Annotated in this window: 19 protein-coding genes; 7 read left to right on the plus strand and 12 right to left on the minus strand. The window is 59.5% G+C overall.

All coding sequences use genetic code 11. From position 1 onward, the window contains the following. Positions 1 to 80 precede the first annotated feature (80 nt). The gene (locus QTL94_RS18530) at positions 81 to 782 is read left to right on the plus strand and encodes a DUF502 domain-containing protein (RefSeq protein WP_113522956.1); all 702 of its coding nucleotides are present in this window, start codon (positions 81 to 83) and stop codon (positions 780 to 782) included. A gap of 11 nt (positions 783 to 793) precedes the next feature. Here the strand turns inward: QTL94_RS18530 and QTL94_RS18535 are convergent, their stop codons facing one another. Then, positions 794 to 1288: a peptide deformylase gene (locus tag QTL94_RS18535; protein WP_289802800.1), complete on the minus strand. Its 495-nt coding sequence runs from the start codon at positions 1286 to 1288 to the stop codon at positions 794 to 796. Between the two features lie 168 nt (positions 1289 to 1456). Between QTL94_RS18535 and mgtE the strand changes: the two genes are divergently transcribed. After that, complete coding sequence (mgtE, locus tag QTL94_RS18540; RefSeq protein ID WP_113522937.1) at positions 1457 to 2869, plus strand: magnesium transporter; 1413 nt, start codon at positions 1457 to 1459, stop codon at positions 2867 to 2869. Between the two features lie 76 nt (positions 2870 to 2945). Continuing rightward, positions 2946 to 3338 carry a MerR family transcriptional regulator gene (locus tag QTL94_RS18545; RefSeq protein WP_065691327.1) on the plus strand — a complete coding sequence of 131 codons (393 nt, stop codon included), beginning with the start codon at positions 2946 to 2948 and terminating at the stop codon, positions 3336 to 3338. Position 3339: 1 nt separating this feature from the next. Here the strand turns inward: QTL94_RS18545 and QTL94_RS18550 are convergent, their stop codons facing one another. Both QTL94_RS18550 and QTL94_RS18555 read right to left on the minus strand, forming a co-directional pair. Next, positions 3340 to 4326, minus strand: coding sequence for a heparan-alpha-glucosaminide N-acetyltransferase (locus QTL94_RS18550; protein ID WP_289802801.1), 987 nt, complete (start codon positions 4324 to 4326; stop codon positions 3340 to 3342). Beyond that, complete coding sequence (locus tag QTL94_RS18555) at positions 4327 to 5091, minus strand: DUF599 domain-containing protein (protein ID WP_065691361.1); 765 nt, start codon at positions 5089 to 5091, stop codon at positions 4327 to 4329. A 193-nt stretch (positions 5092 to 5284) separates the two neighbouring features. Between QTL94_RS18555 and QTL94_RS18560 the strand changes: the two genes are divergently transcribed. Continuing rightward, positions 5285 to 6691, plus strand: coding sequence for an L-serine ammonia-lyase (locus tag QTL94_RS18560; RefSeq protein ID WP_065691325.1), 1407 nt, complete (start codon positions 5285 to 5287; stop codon positions 6689 to 6691). 90 nt (positions 6692 to 6781) lie between these two features. Then, positions 6782 to 7219 carry a DUF1489 family protein gene (locus QTL94_RS18565; RefSeq protein WP_065691324.1) on the plus strand — a complete coding sequence of 146 codons (438 nt, stop codon included), beginning with the start codon at positions 6782 to 6784 and terminating at the stop codon, positions 7217 to 7219. Positions 7220 to 7225: 6 nt separating this feature from the next. On the opposite strand, the gene QTL94_RS18570 is transcribed toward QTL94_RS18565, so the two are convergent. The 7 genes from QTL94_RS18570 to QTL94_RS18600 all read right to left on the minus strand — a co-directional run bounded on the left by QTL94_RS18570 (position 7226) and on the right by QTL94_RS18600 (position 13523). Continuing rightward, entirely contained in the window at positions 7226 to 7504 is a 279-nt protein-coding gene (locus QTL94_RS18570; RefSeq protein WP_065691323.1) for a hypothetical protein, read from the minus strand. 115 nt (positions 7505 to 7619) lie between these two features. Next, on the minus strand, positions 7620 to 9101 hold the full coding sequence (locus tag QTL94_RS18575; protein ID WP_289802876.1) for a serine hydrolase: 1482 nt from the start codon (positions 9099 to 9101) through the stop codon (positions 7620 to 7622). 115 nt (positions 9102 to 9216) lie between these two features. Further along, entirely contained in the window at positions 9217 to 9963 is a 747-nt protein-coding gene (locus tag QTL94_RS18580; protein ID WP_289802802.1) for a hypothetical protein, read from the minus strand. A 237-nt stretch (positions 9964 to 10200) separates the two neighbouring features. Beyond that, positions 10201 to 10806, minus strand: a complete 606-nt coding sequence (locus QTL94_RS18585; protein WP_065691321.1) for a transglutaminase-like cysteine peptidase — start codon at positions 10804 to 10806, stop codon at positions 10201 to 10203. A 363-nt stretch (positions 10807 to 11169) separates the two neighbouring features. Next, entirely contained in the window at positions 11170 to 12138 is a 969-nt protein-coding gene (gene pip / locus QTL94_RS18590; protein WP_289802877.1) for a prolyl aminopeptidase, read from the minus strand. Between the two features lie 63 nt (positions 12139 to 12201). Further along, positions 12202 to 12813, minus strand: coding sequence for a PilZ domain-containing protein (locus QTL94_RS18595; protein ID WP_289802803.1), 612 nt, complete (start codon positions 12811 to 12813; stop codon positions 12202 to 12204). Between the two features lie 65 nt (positions 12814 to 12878). Then, entirely contained in the window at positions 12879 to 13523 is a 645-nt protein-coding gene (locus QTL94_RS18600) for a PAS domain-containing protein (RefSeq protein ID WP_289802878.1), read from the minus strand. A 281-nt stretch (positions 13524 to 13804) separates the two neighbouring features. On the opposite strand from QTL94_RS18600, the gene QTL94_RS18605 reads away from it, so the two are divergent. Together QTL94_RS18605 and QTL94_RS18610 are read left to right on the plus strand one after the other, a co-directional pair. Further along, the gene (locus tag QTL94_RS18605) at positions 13805 to 14587 is read left to right on the plus strand and encodes a rhomboid family intramembrane serine protease (RefSeq protein WP_502944156.1); all 783 of its coding nucleotides are present in this window, start codon (positions 13805 to 13807) and stop codon (positions 14585 to 14587) included. 103 nt (positions 14588 to 14690) lie between these two features. Beyond that, positions 14691 to 15125, plus strand: coding sequence for a CBS domain-containing protein (locus QTL94_RS18610; protein WP_065691317.1), 435 nt, complete (start codon positions 14691 to 14693; stop codon positions 15123 to 15125). Positions 15126 to 15140: 15 nt separating this feature from the next. On the opposite strand, the gene QTL94_RS18615 is transcribed toward QTL94_RS18610, so the two are convergent. Together QTL94_RS18615 and hisI are read right to left on the minus strand one after the other, a co-directional pair. After that, positions 15141 to 16109, minus strand: a complete 969-nt coding sequence (locus QTL94_RS18615) for a patatin-like phospholipase family protein (protein ID WP_289802805.1) — start codon at positions 16107 to 16109, stop codon at positions 15141 to 15143. Positions 16110 to 16221: 112 nt separating this feature from the next. Next, positions 16222 to 16677, minus strand: a complete 456-nt coding sequence (hisI, locus tag QTL94_RS18620) for a phosphoribosyl-AMP cyclohydrolase (protein ID WP_113522944.1) — start codon at positions 16675 to 16677, stop codon at positions 16222 to 16224. Between the last annotated feature and the right edge of the window lie 29 nt (positions 16678 to 16706).

A 16706-nucleotide genomic window follows, 5' to 3' on the forward strand; every position in this document is an offset into this window, starting at 1 on the left:
CTCTGGCAGCTTCGTCGTGAACAGGACATGAGCACTGATTTCCGCTTGCCGTCATGCTCAATGGAGTCCATCAGCAAACGATGACGGAAAAACTGCCCCGATTGCCGATTGCGACGCGCATCAGAAACAATTTTCTGGCGGGTCTCATTATCTGCGCGCCGATAGCCATCACGCTGTGGCTCACATGGTCGGTGGTTCGCTGGGCAGATAGCTGGGTGAAACCCTATCTGCCGGCACGCTACGATCCTGATAACTATCTGAATTTTGCCGTGCCCGGCTCCGGCCTGCTGATCGCCCTGGTGGTGATCACGCTGATAGGCTTCCTCGGAACGAATCTGATCGGTCAGTCGATCGTCCAGCTCAGTGAATCGCTGGTGCGCCGCGTTCCCTTGGTGCGCGTCATCTATAAGAGCGTGAAGCAGATCTTCGAGACGGTGCTCAAGGAGCGCAGCAACTCCTTCAAAAAGGTCGGGCTGATCGAATATCCAAGTCCCGGTCTCTGGTCCTTGGTGTTCGTGGCGACAGATGCAAAGGGCGAGATTGCGTCGAAGTTCAACGCCATGGGCCATGACATGGTCAGCGTCTTCTTGCCGCCGACGCCGGTGCCGACGGCTGGCTTCCTTATCTTCGTGCCGCGCGAAAAGATCGTCTTTCTGGATATGTCGCCGGAGGATGCAGCCAAGCTTTTGATTTCCGGCGGTCTCGTGACGCCTGAGGAACTGGCTTCGCGCAGCCAGAAGCCGGAACGGCCTCGACCGCTGCCGGCGCCGATCGAAATGTAGGAACCGGCGATCTAACCTCCGGACTTTTCCCACTTCCTGATCAGCCGATCGCGCTTCAGCTTCGAGAGGCGCTGCAGCCAGAAGATTCCGTCCAGCTGATCGATTTCATGTTGGATGCACACGGCAAGGAAGCCCTCGGCCTCATCCTCATGCAGCACTCCATCGAGATCCTGATAACGATAGCGGATGGCATTCGGCCTGATCACCTCGTCGATGATCCCCGGCATGGAAACACTGCCCTCGGTATGCCGGATCGTGTCCTGGGAGGTTGAAATGATGGCCGGATTGACGAGATTGCGCACGCCATCCTCGCGGCTAAGCTCGATCACCGTCACACGTTGGGACACGCCGATATGTGCCGCTGTGATGCCAACACCGGGTGCTGCCCGCATGGTATCCAGCAAGTCGGCGGCAAGCGCGCGAAGCCCGTCGTCGAAAACCGTAACCGGCTCACACACGGTTCTAAGACCGGCATCGGGGAAGCGCAGAATGGGGCGGATGGGCACGCAGATAGCTCCTCGTTCGTATCGGGCGGAAACTACTCATTGATGGGAGAATTGTCATCCCCGTGAATGGTTTGGCGCTGGACGCGCTGCCGGCTTTCGGCTAGCACGAAATCAATTCCGGCGTTTCGAAGTTGGTGAACTTCGAATCAGATGCGAGGGCGGCAAAGGATGACGAACGACGCAGAAGAGCTCGTCCGCGCGCGTCCTGAGGACGACGAAGCCGACATTTATGACGAGAATGGCAACGTCCGCAGCGACTTCCTCGCGCTGGTCGGCGCCGCCATTGCCGATCGCGATACCATCTTTCTTCGGCAGCATGTCGCACGCCTGCACGAATCCGAAATAGGCGACCTGCTCGAGTCGATCCAGCCGGATCAGCGCCTCGCGCTCGTCCGATTGCTCGGCGACGAATTCGACATGACGGCGCTGACGGAGGTCGACGAAGCGATCCGTCGCGAGATCGTCGATCAGATGCCGAACGAGCAGATCGCCGCCGCGATCGGCGAGCTCGATTCGGACGACGCCGTCTACATTCTTGAGGATCTCGACAAGGAGGATCGCGAAGAGATCCTCGCGCAGCTTCCGTTCACGGAACGGGTGCGCCTGCGCCGCGCGCTGGATTATCCCGAAAGCTCGGCCGGGCGCCGCATGCAGACGGAGTTCGTCGCCGTGCCGCCGTTCTGGACGGTCGGCCAGACGATCGACTACATGCGAGACGAGGAGAACCTACCTTATTCCTTCTCGCAGATTTTCGTCATCGATCCGACGTTCAAGCTGCTCGGTGCCGTGGATCTCGACAAGATCCTGCGAACCAAGCGGCAGAGCAAGATCGAGTCGATCATGCGGGAGACGAACCATCCGATCCCAGCGGAGATGGACCAGGAAGAGGCCGCACAGCTTTTCGAGCAGTACGACCTTCTGTCTGCGGCCGTGGTCGATGAGAACGAACGGCTTGTCGGTGTTCTGACCATCGACGACGTCGTCGACGTCATCCATGAAGAGGCGGACGAGGACATCAAGCGTCTCGGCGGTGTCGGCGACGAAGAGCTGTCGGACAATGTCGTCTCGACGGTGCGGTCCCGCTTCCTGTGGCTGCTGATCAACCTCGGCACCGCGCTGCTATCCGCAAGCGTCATCGGATTGTTTGACGATTCGATCGAGAAGATGATTGCGCTTGCCGTTTTGATGCCGATCGTCGCCTCCATGGGCGGCAATGCCGGTACACAGACAATGACGGTGACCGTTCGCGCGCTCGCTACCGGCGATCTCGATATTTATAACGCGGGGCGAGTTATCCGCAGAGAGGCGGCGGTCGGTATTGCCAATGGCGCGATGTTCTCGGTGATCATGGGAGCGATCGCAGCGACCTGGTTCCACGACTATCAGCTCGGCTTCGTCATTGGCGCGGCAATGATCATCAACCTGTTCGCCGCAGCTCTTGCCGGCATTCTCCTGCCGCTGCTCCTGCACAAATTTGGCGCCGATCCGGCCATCGCCTCGTCGGTTTTTGTAACCACGGTCACGGACTGCACCGGCTTCTTTGCCTTTCTTGGAATTGCGACCTGGTGGTTCGGAATTTAGCCGGCTTGAAGCGCCCTGCACAAATTGACTATTACGTAAAAGTCAATATTATAACTCCCTGAATATTGAGGGAACCATGCCGGTTAGCAAGTACTATAGCATAACTGAGTTGACGCGCGAATTCGGGGTCTCGACGCGCACGCTTAGATTCTACGAAGATGAGGGACTGATTCATCCTGAGCGTCGCGGCCGCACGCGCCTGTTCAGGCCGACTGACCGGCGCCTTATCCAGGAAATCCTGCGTGGTCGCCGTATCGGCTTTACGATTGCGGAAATCCGCGAGATCATCCAGGTCTACAAGGAGCCACCAGGCGAACTTGGTCAGCTCAAGCTGCTGATGAAGCGTGTGGACGAAAAGCGAGATGACCTCCGCCAGAAGCGCAAGGACATCGACGAAACGCTGGCTGAACTCGACAACATCGAAGAAGCCTGTCTCGGTCGCCTCGCCGAAATCGGCGTCGGCACCTGAGCTATTGGCTGGCGGCGCTACACTCGCCCGCCAGCGCTACAATGCGGTCGTCGTCCGCCTTGACCGCTCCCGACTGAAACTGCGTGAACAGGTTTTGTGCCTGAAGCTTGTCGAGCGTGCACTGGCAGAAGCTGCGGCATAGCGCTTCACCTTCCTGCTGGGTGCAGGACACGTTGCATTGTCTGAGATAGCTTTCCACCGGATCGGGCTTGGCCGGCGGTACGACGATCGACAATCCATAGGCGATCGAAATCAATACCGGCTGATGAATGAGGTAGAAGGCAAGGCTGTGGCGGCCGGCCTTCGCAAGCAGGTTTGAGCCGGTTCCCAGGCGCGCAAGCCGTGCGGGCAGGGTCGTCCTGACGGCAATCAGCGCGCTTGTCAGTCCGATCAGGAACGGAACCGCCCAGGGGAATACCGGCACATAGTCGTTCGATCGTTGCGGCAGTTCCGCGAAACCGATCCATGCGAGGTAGCGGGGGTTGAAGAGTGACCAGCGCAGGATGCCCGGTGCAACCCAGGTGTCAGCGACCCACGCGACGATCGCGGCCACCGTGACCAGGATGGTCACGGGCGTCGGCAAGCACAGCAGCACGACGCCGATCAGGCTGAGAACCGCGATCGCGTGCAGGATGCCGAAGAATATCCATTCTCCCGGCATAAAATACCATGTCGCAGCAGAAATCGCGGCGGCGGCGGCTGCAATCATCGCGAACCGCTTCCAGAAAGGACGCCAACGAATCTCGGGCGTGTTGGCGAGTACCAGACTGATGCCGACGATGAAAAGGAACGTCGAGGCAATGGCGCGGGCATATAGCTTCAGCCATCCTGTTTCCGCGGTGCCCGGGGTCAGATACCCCATGAACTCTAGGTCCCAGGTGAAGTGGTAGCTCGCCATCGCGATCAGCGCCGCTCCACGCACTGTATCCAGCAAGCCTATGCGGGGCGGCTTGGCGCTCGCCTCGGTTCCCGTCGCCGGAACAGTCATTCACAATCCCCCGGATGAGTCGTTTCCGTCGTCCGACGGTGCATCGCGGGGAACAGGAGAAAGGTGGAGATTTGATGGCGACGCGGAGTCCATGATCGCGAGCCGCGCCTCGGAAAAGAACTGCCGCCGCGTCAGGACGGTAATCACGATCACCGTCGTTGCCATGAAGACGTAGGGATTGATGAACCAGCCGAGGTAGCCGATCGAAAGGAAGATCGCGCGCAAACCCTCGTTGAAATGGCCTCCGGCGATAACATTCATGCGGATGACGCGCTCTGCCGCGCGCTCTGCGGCGACGATATCGCGTTCCGTATCGCGCATCATCGGAATGGAGCCGAAGAGGATCGTGCAGTAGTTGAACAGCCGGTAGGACCAGCCGAATTTGAAAAAGGCATAGCCGAAAAGCACCGCCAGCCCGCCAACCTTCATTTCGAATGCGCCATGTCCACTGTGGAAGACAAAGGGCAGGTCGGCGAAGACCGCATCCACCTTCTCGGTGGCTCCGAGCAAAGCAAAACAGCTGCCGATCGCGAAGATCGAGGTCGAGGCGAAGAACGCCGTGCCGTTCTGCAGGCCGGCCATGATCTGGGTGTCGATCATCTTCAGATCGCGGCGAAGCGAATTGTAAATCCACTCGCGGCGGCGTTCGCCCATCGCGTGCGTCAGGCTGGTCCGGCCGAAGAGGCTGGCACCTCTCAGCAGCCGAGAATAGCCAAACCAGAGTGCTGCAAAAAGCGCCAGTGCGATGTAATCTGCCGTCGTCATCATTATATTGATTCAGTTCCCCGTCGAAACGCCGCCACTCTACAGATGCGCGCGCGCGCCGCAATAACCGGGACGCGATCGAGCGTTTGGTTTTAAGCGATGTCGCACCCGTGAAATGCTATGTCGGTGTATCGAAGGGGTCGCGCGCGGCGCTGGCGTAGCTTTCGACAGCAAATCAAAACAGGACGCAATCATGTTCCTTTCCGTTTTCGACGTATTCAAGATCGGCGTCGGTCCCTCGAGCTCGCACACCATGGGGCCGATGACGGCGGCTAACCGCTTTCTCGATCTGATTCTGTCGGACGAATGGCCACGCCCGTCGTCGGGCGCACAGGTCGCGTCGATCAAGGTCAGTCTCCATGGTTCGCTGGCCCACACCGGGATCGGCCACGGAACGGGTAGGGCTGTCGTGCTCGGCTTGATGGGGGAGCAGCCCGACAGCGTCGATCCCGACAAGATGGATGGCATCATCGACGGCGTGGAACGTTCCGGTCGCATCACGCCGCCCGGCCATCCGGCCTATCAGTTCCAGCCCAAGGTCGATCTGGTCTTCGACAAGAAGCAGCCGCTGCCTGGGCATGCCAACGGCATGTCCTTTTCCGCCTTCGATCGGGACGGGCGCATGCTTCTGCGTCGCATCTACTACTCCGTCGGCGGCGGTTTCGTGGTGACCGATACCGAGTTGGAAGGAATGCGTACGAAGAAGAAGGCATCGTCGGATCTCGCCAAAGTGCCCTATCCGTTTTCGAGCGCGAAGCAGATGCTCGACATGGCGGCGCGCTCCGGCCTTTCTATCGCGCAGATGAAACGCGCCAACGAGGAAAGCCACCGCAGCCGCGAGGAGTTGGACGAGGGGCTCGATCGGATCTGGGCTGCCATGCGCTCCTGCATCGAACGCGGCCTGAAGGTCGATGGCATCATGCCGGGCGGATTGAATGTCCGCCGCCGTGCTCGGGCGATTCATGACAAGCTCCAGGAAGAATGGCGTAGCAACCGCATCAACCCGCTGCTCGCCAACGATTGGCTGAGCGTCTACGCCATGGCCGTGAACGAAGAGAACGCAGCAGGCGGGCGCGTCGTGACGGCGCCGACGAACGGCGCTGCTGGCGTCATTCCGGCGACCATCCGCTACTACGAGCACTTCCATGACGATTGGGACCAGAAGGGCATTCGCGATTACCTTCTGACGGCAGCCGCCATCGGCGGCATCATTAAGCACAACGCCTCGATCTCAGGCGCGGAAGTCGGCTGTCAGGGCGAGGTTGGCTCCGCCGCCGCCATGGCCGCCGCCGGCCTCGCTGCCGTCATGGGCGGCACGGCAGAGCAGATCGAGAACGCGGCGGAGATCGCTCTTGAGCATCACCTGGGAATGAGCTGCGACCCGGTCGCGGGCTTGGTTCAGGTTCCGTGCATCGAGCGCAACGCGCTCGGCGCTGTCAAGGCGGTCACAGCAGCGTCGCTAGCGATCAAGGGCGACGGTCGGCATTTCGTGCCGCTCGATGCCTGCATCGAAACCATGCGGCAGACGGGCCATGATATGAGCGAGAAATACAAGGAAACGTCCACAGGTGGCCTCGCCGTCAACGTTGTCGAATGTTGACCGTAGGCGTCCTTCGAAAATCGCTGCACACGGTCGCACATCCCGATCTGATGTCTTGACGCTGCCGCCCAAAAGGATTTCAACGGCAGCATGGCATTGCATCTTATCAAACTGTGCGTCGGAGCAGACTCGATTGATGACCTGCGTGAATGGGTGGCGGAACGCTCGCTTCGCGCCATCGCTGCTGGTCTGGAACCTCATTCCGTTCACACGACAAGAATGGTTCCCAAACGCGTCGAAGAACTGCTCGACGGAGGATCGCTCTACTGGGTGATCAAGGGTCAGGTTCAGGCGCGGCAGAAGCTGTTGGACATCCAGACATTTACGGATGGCGAGGGAATTGGCCGCTGCCATCTGGTGCTCGGCCCGGAGGTCATTGAAACCTCGGTGCAGCCGAAGCGCGCGTTCCAGGGCTGGCGGTATTTCCCCGAGGAAGATACGCCGCGCGATCTTCACAGTCTCGGCGAAGGTATTGCTGAAATGCCCGCGGACCTGCGCCGCGAGCTTTCCGAGCTTGGTCTGCTCTGAATAAAATTAGCGCAAGCGCAAGGTGACAGGTGCCCGTCCATCGGGGCACGTCACATGCAGGTGAATGCTTGCTTCCGGCTGCGAATAGCGCCAGGCGCGTGCGCCGTGGCAGAGCAGCAGGTTGATGAGATCCTTGGTCTTTGCCGTCTTCGGCTTCTGGCGCTGAAGGCCGATCTCGGCCAACCGAAGCGCCGCCTCATGGAGCGGGTGCAATCCCGCCCGTGGGTTCTTTCCCGTCAGTCGGCCTTGAGGCGGAAATTCCGGAACGTTCTCGTTGATCGCCATAGTCATCCCCGTACGCAACACAAATCGAGTCTAACAACTCCGGCCGGATCGCGAACACCGATCACGGCCATATTCCGGGCTGCCGCCTGAAACGCGTAGGCGACAGTCCTCATCATCACTGAGCCGCAGCCCAGCATTTCACACCGGCGCGCTTCAGCGCGTTGCAGGCATTCACGGCGTCGCGTTGGTCGTCGAAGCCGCCGAAGCGAGCGCGGTAGCTGCCGGCGTAGGCAACCGCGAAGGGCTTTGCGGAGCGCAGTGCCTTGCCGCCCTTGGTCTTTGCGCCGTCAAGCAGATCCATTGCGCCATCCTTGCTGGACGCTACGCCGATCTGAACGACCCAACCGCTCGGCTGCGCTTCCTTGGTGGAGGCAGTCGTCAGAGTGTCTACCGAGGTGTCGCCCTGTTCCGGCGGCACGTAGGAAGGCGCCGGCGTCGGAGTGGCGATGGATGCCTGCTTGATCGGCTGCGTCTTGACCTTCGTTGGGGCAGGCATCTCCTGCAGAAGCGGGTTGGCGGACTTCGCAGCTGGCGTTGCGGCAAAAGCGACCTGAGCGGAGGCAGCCTGGTCACGCGTATCAGGAACCGGACCGCTGTGCGGAAGGTCGGAACCGGTCGGCACGGAGGCAACCTCGGTTTTTGCCGCGGTCACCGGAATAACCGGCTCAGTCGAAATCTTGGGCGCTTGTGCAACGAGATTGGACGAACCGCTACGGCTCGAGGCCTTCGGCAGGTAGCTTGCGATCAAATTGCGCATCTGGTTGTCGCGGGCAGGGGTGGAGGCGCCACCGAGGACCACGCCGACGATCGACTTGCCATCGATCTGAACTGAGCTGACGAGATTGAAGCCGGCCGCACGGGTGTAGCCCGTCTTGATGCCATCGACGCCGCGCACGGAACCGACGAGGCGGTTGTGGCTGCGGATGATGCGGTTCCCGAACTTGAAGCTCTGGGTGGAGAAGTAACCGTAATACTGCGGGAAGTGCTGGCGTAGCGCGATACCAAGGCGGGCCTGGTCACGCGCCGTCGTCATCTGCGCGGTGTTCGGCAGGCCGTTTGCGTTGCGGTAGGTCGTGCGGGTCATGCCGAGCGCATGCGCCTTGGCAGTCATCATCTGCGCGAAACGATCCTCGCTGCCGCCGAGCAACTCGCCAAGGGCGGTGGAAGCATCATTGGCCGAAAGCGTGACGAGGCCGAGAATCGCCTGTTCGACGGAAATCGTACCGCCCGGTCGAACGCCGAGCTTGGTGGGAGCCTGGCCGGACGCATGAGCGGAGAAGGGAACAGCTGTATCAAGACGGATGCGACCCTGCTCGAGTGCTTCGAACGTCAGATAAAGGGTCATCATCTTTGTGAGCGAAGCCGGATACTGCAAGCGGTCGGCATTTTCGCTGTAGAGGACGTTGCCCGTATTCGCATCGACGACGATGCCGGCATATCTCGAATTGGCGGCTTCCGCCTCGGCATTGGCCGAGTCGATCATTGCGATCCCGACTGCCATCGACAGTACCATGATCGCCTTGATCAGGAAATTACCGGAACGGGATGGAGACACGGAGGAAGCTGACCTGGACACTATTTCACTCTTCGCTTGCAGTTCAAATGTTCGCGGGATCGCGCGCCCTCCCGCACGATCAACCCTCCCGAAAGTAGCCGCCTGGGGTTACCAATCCGTTTATGATTAATCGTTTGTTTCGCCATTTCGGACCAATTTAGCGGCTTGGCGCAGAACGGGTCACAAGACGCGTTTCCACAAAGTGGCGAATAGCGGCATCAATATGGTCCCAGTCGGGCAAATGCTGACTCGAGAAGCGGTAAAGCACACTTAAATCGTGACCGACCTTGATGTCGCGCTGGCAATCGCCGCTGGTCGCCATCGCCGGTGTGTCGGGAAGCACGCAGCGCACGACATAGTTGCTGCCGTCAGGTTTCGCTGCCGTCAGCAGCACTTCGCCGGCGTAACCCGCATCCGCGCGCAAATGATGGAGCGTCATTCCGTTCGAGAAGGGGACAGGCGCCCCTTCCAGCAGATGCGAATAGATCGGCTCCATGCGCCCCGACATGTCCTTGGACATCGTGCTCTGCGATATCTGCAGAAAGATGAGGCCCGATGACTGGGAAACGTCATCGAAGCGCGTGCGGTTTGCCTTGTCGTATCCACGCAGTTCGGGCCATGTCAGGTAAAGATCGGTCCGTTCTGCGACGCCACTTTGCCGCTGGCTCGGAAAACGGATCGTATTGGCTGGAAACTGAATGGTGTCTTGACCGATCACGAGGGTTATCGGCGTCGTGTCTTCCGTATTGCCGGCGAGCGACACCCGCGCTCCGAACCAGCGGCCACCAATGCTGATCGCGATCGTCAATGCGGCCAGAATCGCAATCACAGCCGTGACCCGCACCAGAAAGCTGGTGGAGAGCAGTGGCGCTTCGGCTATGGCATTGTTTTCGACGTGGTGCATGGCGGCTCTCGCATGTCAAACCGCCGCAGGAAGGGACAGGAGCCGCCGGTCGTTATCGTTTGGCCGATCATGGCGAGAGGATGGTTAATGAAGTTCTAATTGCGGCCGCGAGCACATAAAAAATGAGCCGCTCCGGGGACAGCGGGAGCGGCTCTCGGGCGCCGGTAGGAACGGGATGCGGGGACACACGAACCAAGGCGCCTTGCACGTCCGCCAGTGGCAGCTGGCGGTCGGTATTTACTTCACGCTACCCACGGCAACAGCGCGACCGTCCTGGAGCTTGGACCAGCGAGTCGGATCGCTGGCGGATTGACGCTTCAGGAAGGTGTATTCCGTATCGGCCCACAGCATGACCTTGTTGCGCATGTTGTCGAGGATGAAATCCCCGCGATCCGTGCGAACGGTCAGCACAGCGTGGCCTTCGCCATTCGGTTGCAGGACGACGGTCATCAGCAGGTCGGATGGCGAGAAGCCTGCATTGATCAGGAGCTTGCGCTTGAGAAGCGCATAATCTTCACAGTCGCCGGCCGTTTGCGGATAGGCCCAGCGCTCTTCGACACCGTAGATTTCCTTGTCGGTCATCGGCGTAATCGTCGAGTTGACCTGATAGTTGATCTTGAGAATGGTTTTCCAACGATCTTCCGTCAGCGTCAGTACGCCCTGGTCGCCCGCCGGATTTGCGCAGTCTGCCGGAATCTCCTTGCAGAACTGATAGGCGCCGATCGGTGGGCTAGCATTGCCGACGACCGTCATGCTGAGAGAGTTCGCCTGTCCGTCGCCCACGATTGTCACCAGTATCGCGCCGGCTGCCAAGCCGCCTTTGATGAATGTCCCGATTGCCATTTTTGTCTCCCCGTTTGTGAGGAGACATTGCCACACACGTTTTTACCTGCCGCAAAATTGCGTAGTTAAATTAAAGGCTTAGTTGATTCAAATGCGCGGACATTTCGACTAAAAACAAAATCGAATGCGCATAAAACTTGATGCGCATTTGCCGAAAACTTAGTTCAAATTGCAGCTATTTTGAAAAGATACCAGGATTGAAAAGGTCTCATTCCGGCACAGAACGTTAACAGGCGACACGTTTTGAGGTTGGGCGTAATGAGTGCTTAACCATCGCAGCCCCTGCGCCCTCCGGCCGATGGCAGCCGACTTGATGCGGGGTGGCTCGGAAAAAGCCCAATTTTCGACGGTCGAGCGGCGCGATTATTTTTGAAGAGTTTCAGAAAAAATATCGGTCGCACTGACGATTGCCCGGGCAATGTCCTGATTTGCGACGGAGTGCGCGGCCTTTTCAACGATCACGAGCTGGCTTCCGGGCCATGCTCTTGCAAGCTCCCAGGCTGTTGTCAGGGGTGCCTCGAGATCGAGCCTGCCTTGCACAAGAACGCCGGGGATGCCCCGCAGCTTGTCGACGCCCGACAGCAATGCGCCATCGTCGAGCCATGCGTTGTGAGCGAAGTAGTGAACGATGATCCGCGCGCGGGCCAGCAGATAGGTCGGGTTGCTCCAGCGACGAGGAAGGCCGTTCGGGTCGGCAAGAAGAATAGAAGCTGCCTCCCAGTCGTGCCAGTCTCGAGCAGCCTTCAGGCGGGTATCCATCTCAGGCGCATTCAGCAGCGTGCGATACCCTTCAAGCAGGCCTGCCTGGCGAAGTTTGTCGGGAAGCGCGGAGAGAAGGCGATTCCATTCCTCCGGAAACAAGCCGGCCATCCCATGTGTCAGCCACGCGATCTCGGATGGTCGCGTCATCGTGACGCCGCCAAGCACGATGGCGCTGACGTGTTCCGGTCTTGCTTGGGCGTAGGTAAGGGCGAGCGTCGAGCCCCACGAGGTGCCGAACAACAGCCAGCTTTCGATGCCGAGATGCTGCCGGAGTTTCTCGATGTCATCAACCAGATCCCAGGTTGTGTTTCTGGTCAGGTCGGTTTTCAGGTCGGCTGCAGAGGGGAGGCTTTTGCCACAATTACGCTGATCGAAGAGAACAATGCGGTATCGCTCGGGATTGAAATATCGCGCGGATGCGGGAGTTGAGCCCGATCCCGGCCCGCCGTGAAGATAGAGCGCCGGCAGACCGTGGGGATTGCCGTAGGCCTCCCAATAGATCTGCTGCTCGTCGCCGACGTCGAGAGCGCCTTTCTCATAAGGCTCGATTTCGGGATAGAGCACGGACATGCGACGGCCTTTCATTGCGAGCGACCCATATGGATCAGTCGCGTGACGCCGCAATGACGAAAATCAGAGGAACTCGCGCAGAGTCTCGCGGGATTGCACGGAGAGGAATTCGATAGCCACACCTTCGACGAAGTGACGGACCACGCGTCCTCGCATATTCCCAAGCCGCAGGGGCGTGCCGATCGGCGGACGCATTTCGACATCGACCGCAGCCCCGGAGAGAGACAAGTCCATAATCCGGCAGTTGTAACGGCTACCGTCTTCGAGAGTCATTTCCGTCAGCGTCTCGCGTGGCGTCAAACGATCGTGACGCCGATCCTCTGGGAGGCCGAGTTCGTGCTTGTTCGCCAGCCATGTCAGCTGCGCAGCGAGCTTCTCGCGTTTGCGCTCGGTTGCGTTGATCGACATCGTGAAGCCGCGGGTATCAATCGCCTGGACGTAGCCCTCGACGCGTCCGAGATGGTCGATGTAGGCAACGACGCGCTCATTGGCGCGCGGACGACCCTGGCACGTCACGTACATGTCGCCAGGAGACATGTCGATTACCAGGCACTCATACTCTTCGTAGTTCGCCAGCATAAGGCGGCCCTGCATATTGATGGGCACGCGCTGAAAAGCGCCTTGTTCCGGGCGAGGTGCAGTCCGCTGCGGCTGAGCTTGCTGGAATGCGAACATTAAAGGGCTTCTTCATAAATCGTTTGCGAATGATCTTTACCCGCAATCCATTAACAGAAGGTTGTTCAGCTTAGTCCACTGCGATGCGTATTGGTTGTATTGAAGTGGAACATCCGGCTTGCGTCAGTGGCAAAGCTCCGAAGGGTCTCGCTGATGGATGGAGGGCGTTGGCCGGTCGCTGCAGCCGTCGGCTCCTGGTTAACAGTATCCGATTGCGGCCCGAACTGCTCATGAAGCAACCGGCTGCGGTCCAGGGCAAAGAACTCGAGAGGCACGATTTCAAGCCAGCTCGCGGCGACCGACGATGCGATGGCGCCGAGCACCCGATCGCATTCGCTCTCGTTCGAGCGTAACGGCAGCAGGATGATTTCGAAGGCAGCCGAGTGCCCGGCCGCACTGTAGCCCGTCACATTGAGCAAGGCCGGCATTGCATGTTGCATGACGCCAAGCGCGGTCATCTCGATGTCCTGGTGGCAGTGCGGCCAGAGCTGGGAAAACTGGCTGCCGCCGAGATCCCGGCCGAAAAGGTCGCAGATGCGGCTTCCCGCAAGGCGGAAGACGGTGCCGGATTCATGCGCTTCCAGCATGAACAGGCTCGACAGGAAGTGACCAATATGCGTCGGCTCGATTGCCGATCGTAACGGGGCCGCATCCGCGCCTCGGATGAGGTTCCAATAGTCGAAAACGTCGATTGTCGTCTTGAGGCGCATGCCGATGCCGATCTGTTTCATTTTGGGTCGAACCACGGTCATCATGACCATGTCGCTGTATGCCATGCGTTTTTCGTGCCACGCGGGAATGGTTAAGGTTAAAAAAGGGTTTCGATTGAGTGGGGCCGAGGAACGTGCGAGGAATTATTCACGACTTCCGCTCTGGAAGTTCAGCACCAATTGCTCGAGCACGAGGTCATTCTCGGGGCATGCTCGGCAGGCCGTTCGGCTCCTCGCCGGACGGCTTTTTTTTTGGCCGGCGCTCCTGTAAGCGTGTGGTCCTGAATAAAGCGGGGGCAGAGATGGACGATTCCACAGAGGCGCAGATGGTCACGGAGCCTCCACCGCCGCGTATTCCCATATTCAACCTGCCGGGTGTGGTACTGGCTTCACTGGGGCTGCTTGCGGCAATCTATGCCGTGCAGCTCTTCGTGCTGTCGGATCAGGCGGTCGAGTGGATGTTCTTCAACTTCGGCTTCATTCCCCTGCGTTACGTCACGCCGCTATCGCAGCAGGGACCGCAGCTGTTCTGGACGCCTGTTTCCTATTCTCTGCTGCATGGCGGCCTCGAACACCTCCTGTTCAACGGCCTCTGGCTCATGGCATTCGGCGCGCCGGTCGCCCGCCGGATTGGTACGGCTCGCTACCTCATCTTCTGGCTGTTGTCGGCAATTGCATCCGCGGCGCTGCATGCCGCATTGAACTGGGGCGCTCCGACACTGTTGATCGGTGCGTCCGGCGTGGTCTCCGGTTTGATGGGAGCGGCCTGCAGGTTCGCGTTTCCGCCCGAGAGGCGGACGCCGCTGCCCGCTCACCTCAATCGGCGTCTTTCGATCGGCGAAGCATTCCGCAGTCGAACGGTCGTGATGTTCATGCTGTTCTGGTTTGTCGGCAACATCCTCATTGCCGTCGGGGTACCGCTGATTGGCGACAGTGCCCAGCCGATCGCCTGGGATGCACATATCGGCGGCTTCGTTTTCGGCTTCTTTCTCTTTGCCCTGTTCGACCGGAAACCGCCGGAAATGCCACCTACCTTAGAGACATCGGATATATTGCAATCTTAGCCGTTGGAGTGCACCATTCGAACTGATCCGCGAAGGGAGGAGAGGCCGCTGCGGATGCCTGTGATCAGCTGACATGTTTCGCTTTCGACATAGGAGGTTCAAAATGTCCAATACAGTCAAAGCCATACTGGATGCAAAGGGCAGGGATGTTGTCACTGCCAGCCCGAACACGACGGTTTCCGAGGCTGCCGCGATTCTCACCAAGAAAAAGATCGGCGCCATCGTTGTGGTGGGAATGGAGAACAAGATCGCCGGGATATTCACGGAGCGCGATGTCGTGCACGCGATCGCCAAGGCAGGTCCTGCCTGTCTCGACCAGCCTGTGGCGTCGATGATGACGGCGAAGGTCTACCGCTGCAACGACGCGACGACGGTGAATGAACTCATGGAATTGATGACCAGCCGTCGCTTCCGTCACGTCCCGGTCGAAGTGAACGGTAAGCTTGCCGGCATTATCTCCATCGGTGACGTGGTGAAGACCCGTATCGCTGAAGTCGAGCGGGAAACCGAAGAGATCAAGGCTTATATCGCGGGCTGACCTTGCGCCGGCTCGTCACGAGCCGGCGAACACGTCCTGCATTCGCTGCAACTCGGGGAGACGAGCCTTTGTCTCTTCGTAACCACGTTCGATGGCTTCTCCGGCCCGGTGAAACTCCGAGAGCCCGATATCGCTAAGACGCGGCTGTACGGATATATCCGGGGGGTCGCCCGCGAGCCTTGCCCTGGCGATCCTGTCCTGAATGATATTGAACGCCTGCACCATGACGCCGGTCATGCCGAGCTTGGCATAAGGCGCGTGCTCCTGCTTCTGGACTTCGGACGGGCTCAGGCTGGCGCTGTGACGGACGACGGCTGAGCGGCCGTAGAGGTCGTAATTCAAGTTGACTGCAACGACCAGCGGCTGTTCGTAGGCGCGACAAACCGACACCGGAACAGGATTTACGAGCGCGCCGTCCACAAGGGTGCGGTGATTGCTACGGATCGGTTCGAAGATGCCGGGAAGGGCGTATGAGGCGCGAAGCGCCGTGATGAGCGAGCCGCTGGCGATCCAGACTTCATGTCCGGTGTTGACCTCGGCGGCGACCGCGACGAAAGGGCGGTCAAGATCCTCGACGTTCAGCCCTTCAAGATGTTCCTGCATTCGCTTCGTGAGGCGCATGCCGCCGAACAGGCCGCTTCCGCCGATCGTCAGATCCAGGAGGCTGGCAATGCGGCGCATCGTCAACGAACGGGCGAAACCCTCGAGTTCGTCGAGCTTGCCAGCGAGATAGCAGCCACCAACAAGAGCGCCGATCGACGTGCCTGCCACCATGCCGATCTCGATCCCGGCCTCGTCAAGCGCACGCAGGACGCCGATATGGGCCCATCCGCGCGCGGCACCACCGCCAAGCGCGAGCGCAAGCTTTGGTCTTTTGGCAGCAGGAATTGTCGGAGGCAGGGTTTTCACGTCTGGAGAAGCCGGATTGCTCGGGTCGGAAATGCCGGCCTCGGAGCTTTGACGGTTCAAACTCCAGCTCAACATGAAAAGCCTCCCTCCTGGCGGAACACTCAGGTCAGTATATTAGTGTTCCGTTTCCCTTTCCAATTGGTATATGGGCGCCGATTTCGCCCCAAAAAGAGACGGTTTTTCGTTTTTATGGCTCTTTTCCGTAAATTTCATGCGGATCGAACTGACGCTCGTCGTCGGCGATCTCCAGCATCGGCTTGCCGTCCTCGAGATTGACGGTCCTGTAGAAGCAGGAGCGCCGGCCGGTGTGGCAGGTGGCGTCGTGACCGGCAACCTCGACCTTCAGCCAGATGGCATCCTGGTCGCAATCGGTTCGGATTTCCTTGACCGTCTGGATGTTGCCTGAAGTCTCGCCCTTGATCCAGAGCTTGCCTCGCGAGCGGCTGAAGTAGTGTGCCTTTTTCGTCTGTATGGTCAGCGCCAGCGCTTGCGCGTTCATGTGCGCCACCATCAGCAGTTCGCCGTCATGCGCGTCCGTGACGATCGCTGTAATCAGGCCGCGGTCATCGAACCGCGGCGTGAAATCGCCAGCATCCTCCAACTCGGATTTGTCGTCGGACGGTGCGTTGAAGGCAAAGGGCATACTTGCGGCTTTCTAAAGCGAAGCCGGGA

This window comes from Rhizobium sp. S96, assembly GCF_030382195.1.
Lineage (GTDB): Bacteria > Pseudomonadota > Alphaproteobacteria > Rhizobiales > Rhizobiaceae > Rhizobium.

Bases quoted from the DNA above. Each gene is read 5' to 3' on its own strand.
- QTL94_RS18530 (WP_113522956.1), top strand. From the start codon at position 81: ATGACGGAAAAACTGCCCCGATTGCCGATTGCGACGCGCATCAGAAAC.
- mgtE (WP_113522937.1), top strand. From the start codon at position 1,457: ATGACGAACGACGCAGAAGAGCTCGTCCGCGCGCGTCCTGAGGACGAC.
- QTL94_RS18545 (WP_065691327.1), top strand. From the start codon at position 2,946: ATGCCGGTTAGCAAGTACTATAGCATAACTGAGTTGACGCGCGAATTC.
- QTL94_RS18550 (WP_289802801.1), bottom strand. From the start codon at position 4,326: ATGACTGTTCCGGCGACGGGAACCGAGGCGAGCGCCAAGCCGCCCCGC.
- QTL94_RS18555 (WP_065691361.1), bottom strand. From the start codon at position 5,091: ATGACGACGGCAGATTACATCGCACTGGCGCTTTTTGCAGCACTCTGG.
- QTL94_RS18560 (WP_065691325.1), top strand. From the start codon at position 5,285: ATGTTCCTTTCCGTTTTCGACGTATTCAAGATCGGCGTCGGTCCCTCG.
- QTL94_RS18565 (WP_065691324.1), top strand. From the start codon at position 6,782: ATGGCATTGCATCTTATCAAACTGTGCGTCGGAGCAGACTCGATTGAT.
- QTL94_RS18570 (WP_065691323.1), bottom strand. From the start codon at position 7,504: ATGGCGATCAACGAGAACGTTCCGGAATTTCCGCCTCAAGGCCGACTG.
- QTL94_RS18580 (WP_289802802.1), bottom strand. From the start codon at position 9,963: ATGCACCACGTCGAAAACAATGCCATAGCCGAAGCGCCACTGCTCTCC.
- QTL94_RS18585 (WP_065691321.1), bottom strand. From the start codon at position 10,806: ATGGCAATCGGGACATTCATCAAAGGCGGCTTGGCAGCCGGCGCGATA.
- pip (WP_289802877.1), bottom strand. From the start codon at position 12,138: ATGTCCGTGCTCTATCCCGAAATCGAGCCTTATGAGAAAGGCGCTCTC.
- QTL94_RS18595 (WP_289802803.1), bottom strand. From the start codon at position 12,813: ATGTTCGCATTCCAGCAAGCTCAGCCGCAGCGGACTGCACCTCGCCCG.
- QTL94_RS18600 (WP_289802878.1), bottom strand. From the start codon at position 13,523: ATGCGCCTCAAGACGACAATCGACGTTTTCGACTATTGGAACCTCATC.
- QTL94_RS18610 (WP_065691317.1), top strand. From the start codon at position 14,691: ATGTCCAATACAGTCAAAGCCATACTGGATGCAAAGGGCAGGGATGTT.
- QTL94_RS18615 (WP_289802805.1), bottom strand. From the start codon at position 16,109: ATGTTGAGCTGGAGTTTGAACCGTCAAAGCTCCGAGGCCGGCATTTCC.
- hisI (WP_113522944.1), bottom strand. From the start codon at position 16,677: ATGCCCTTTGCCTTCAACGCACCGTCCGACGACAAATCCGAGTTGGAG.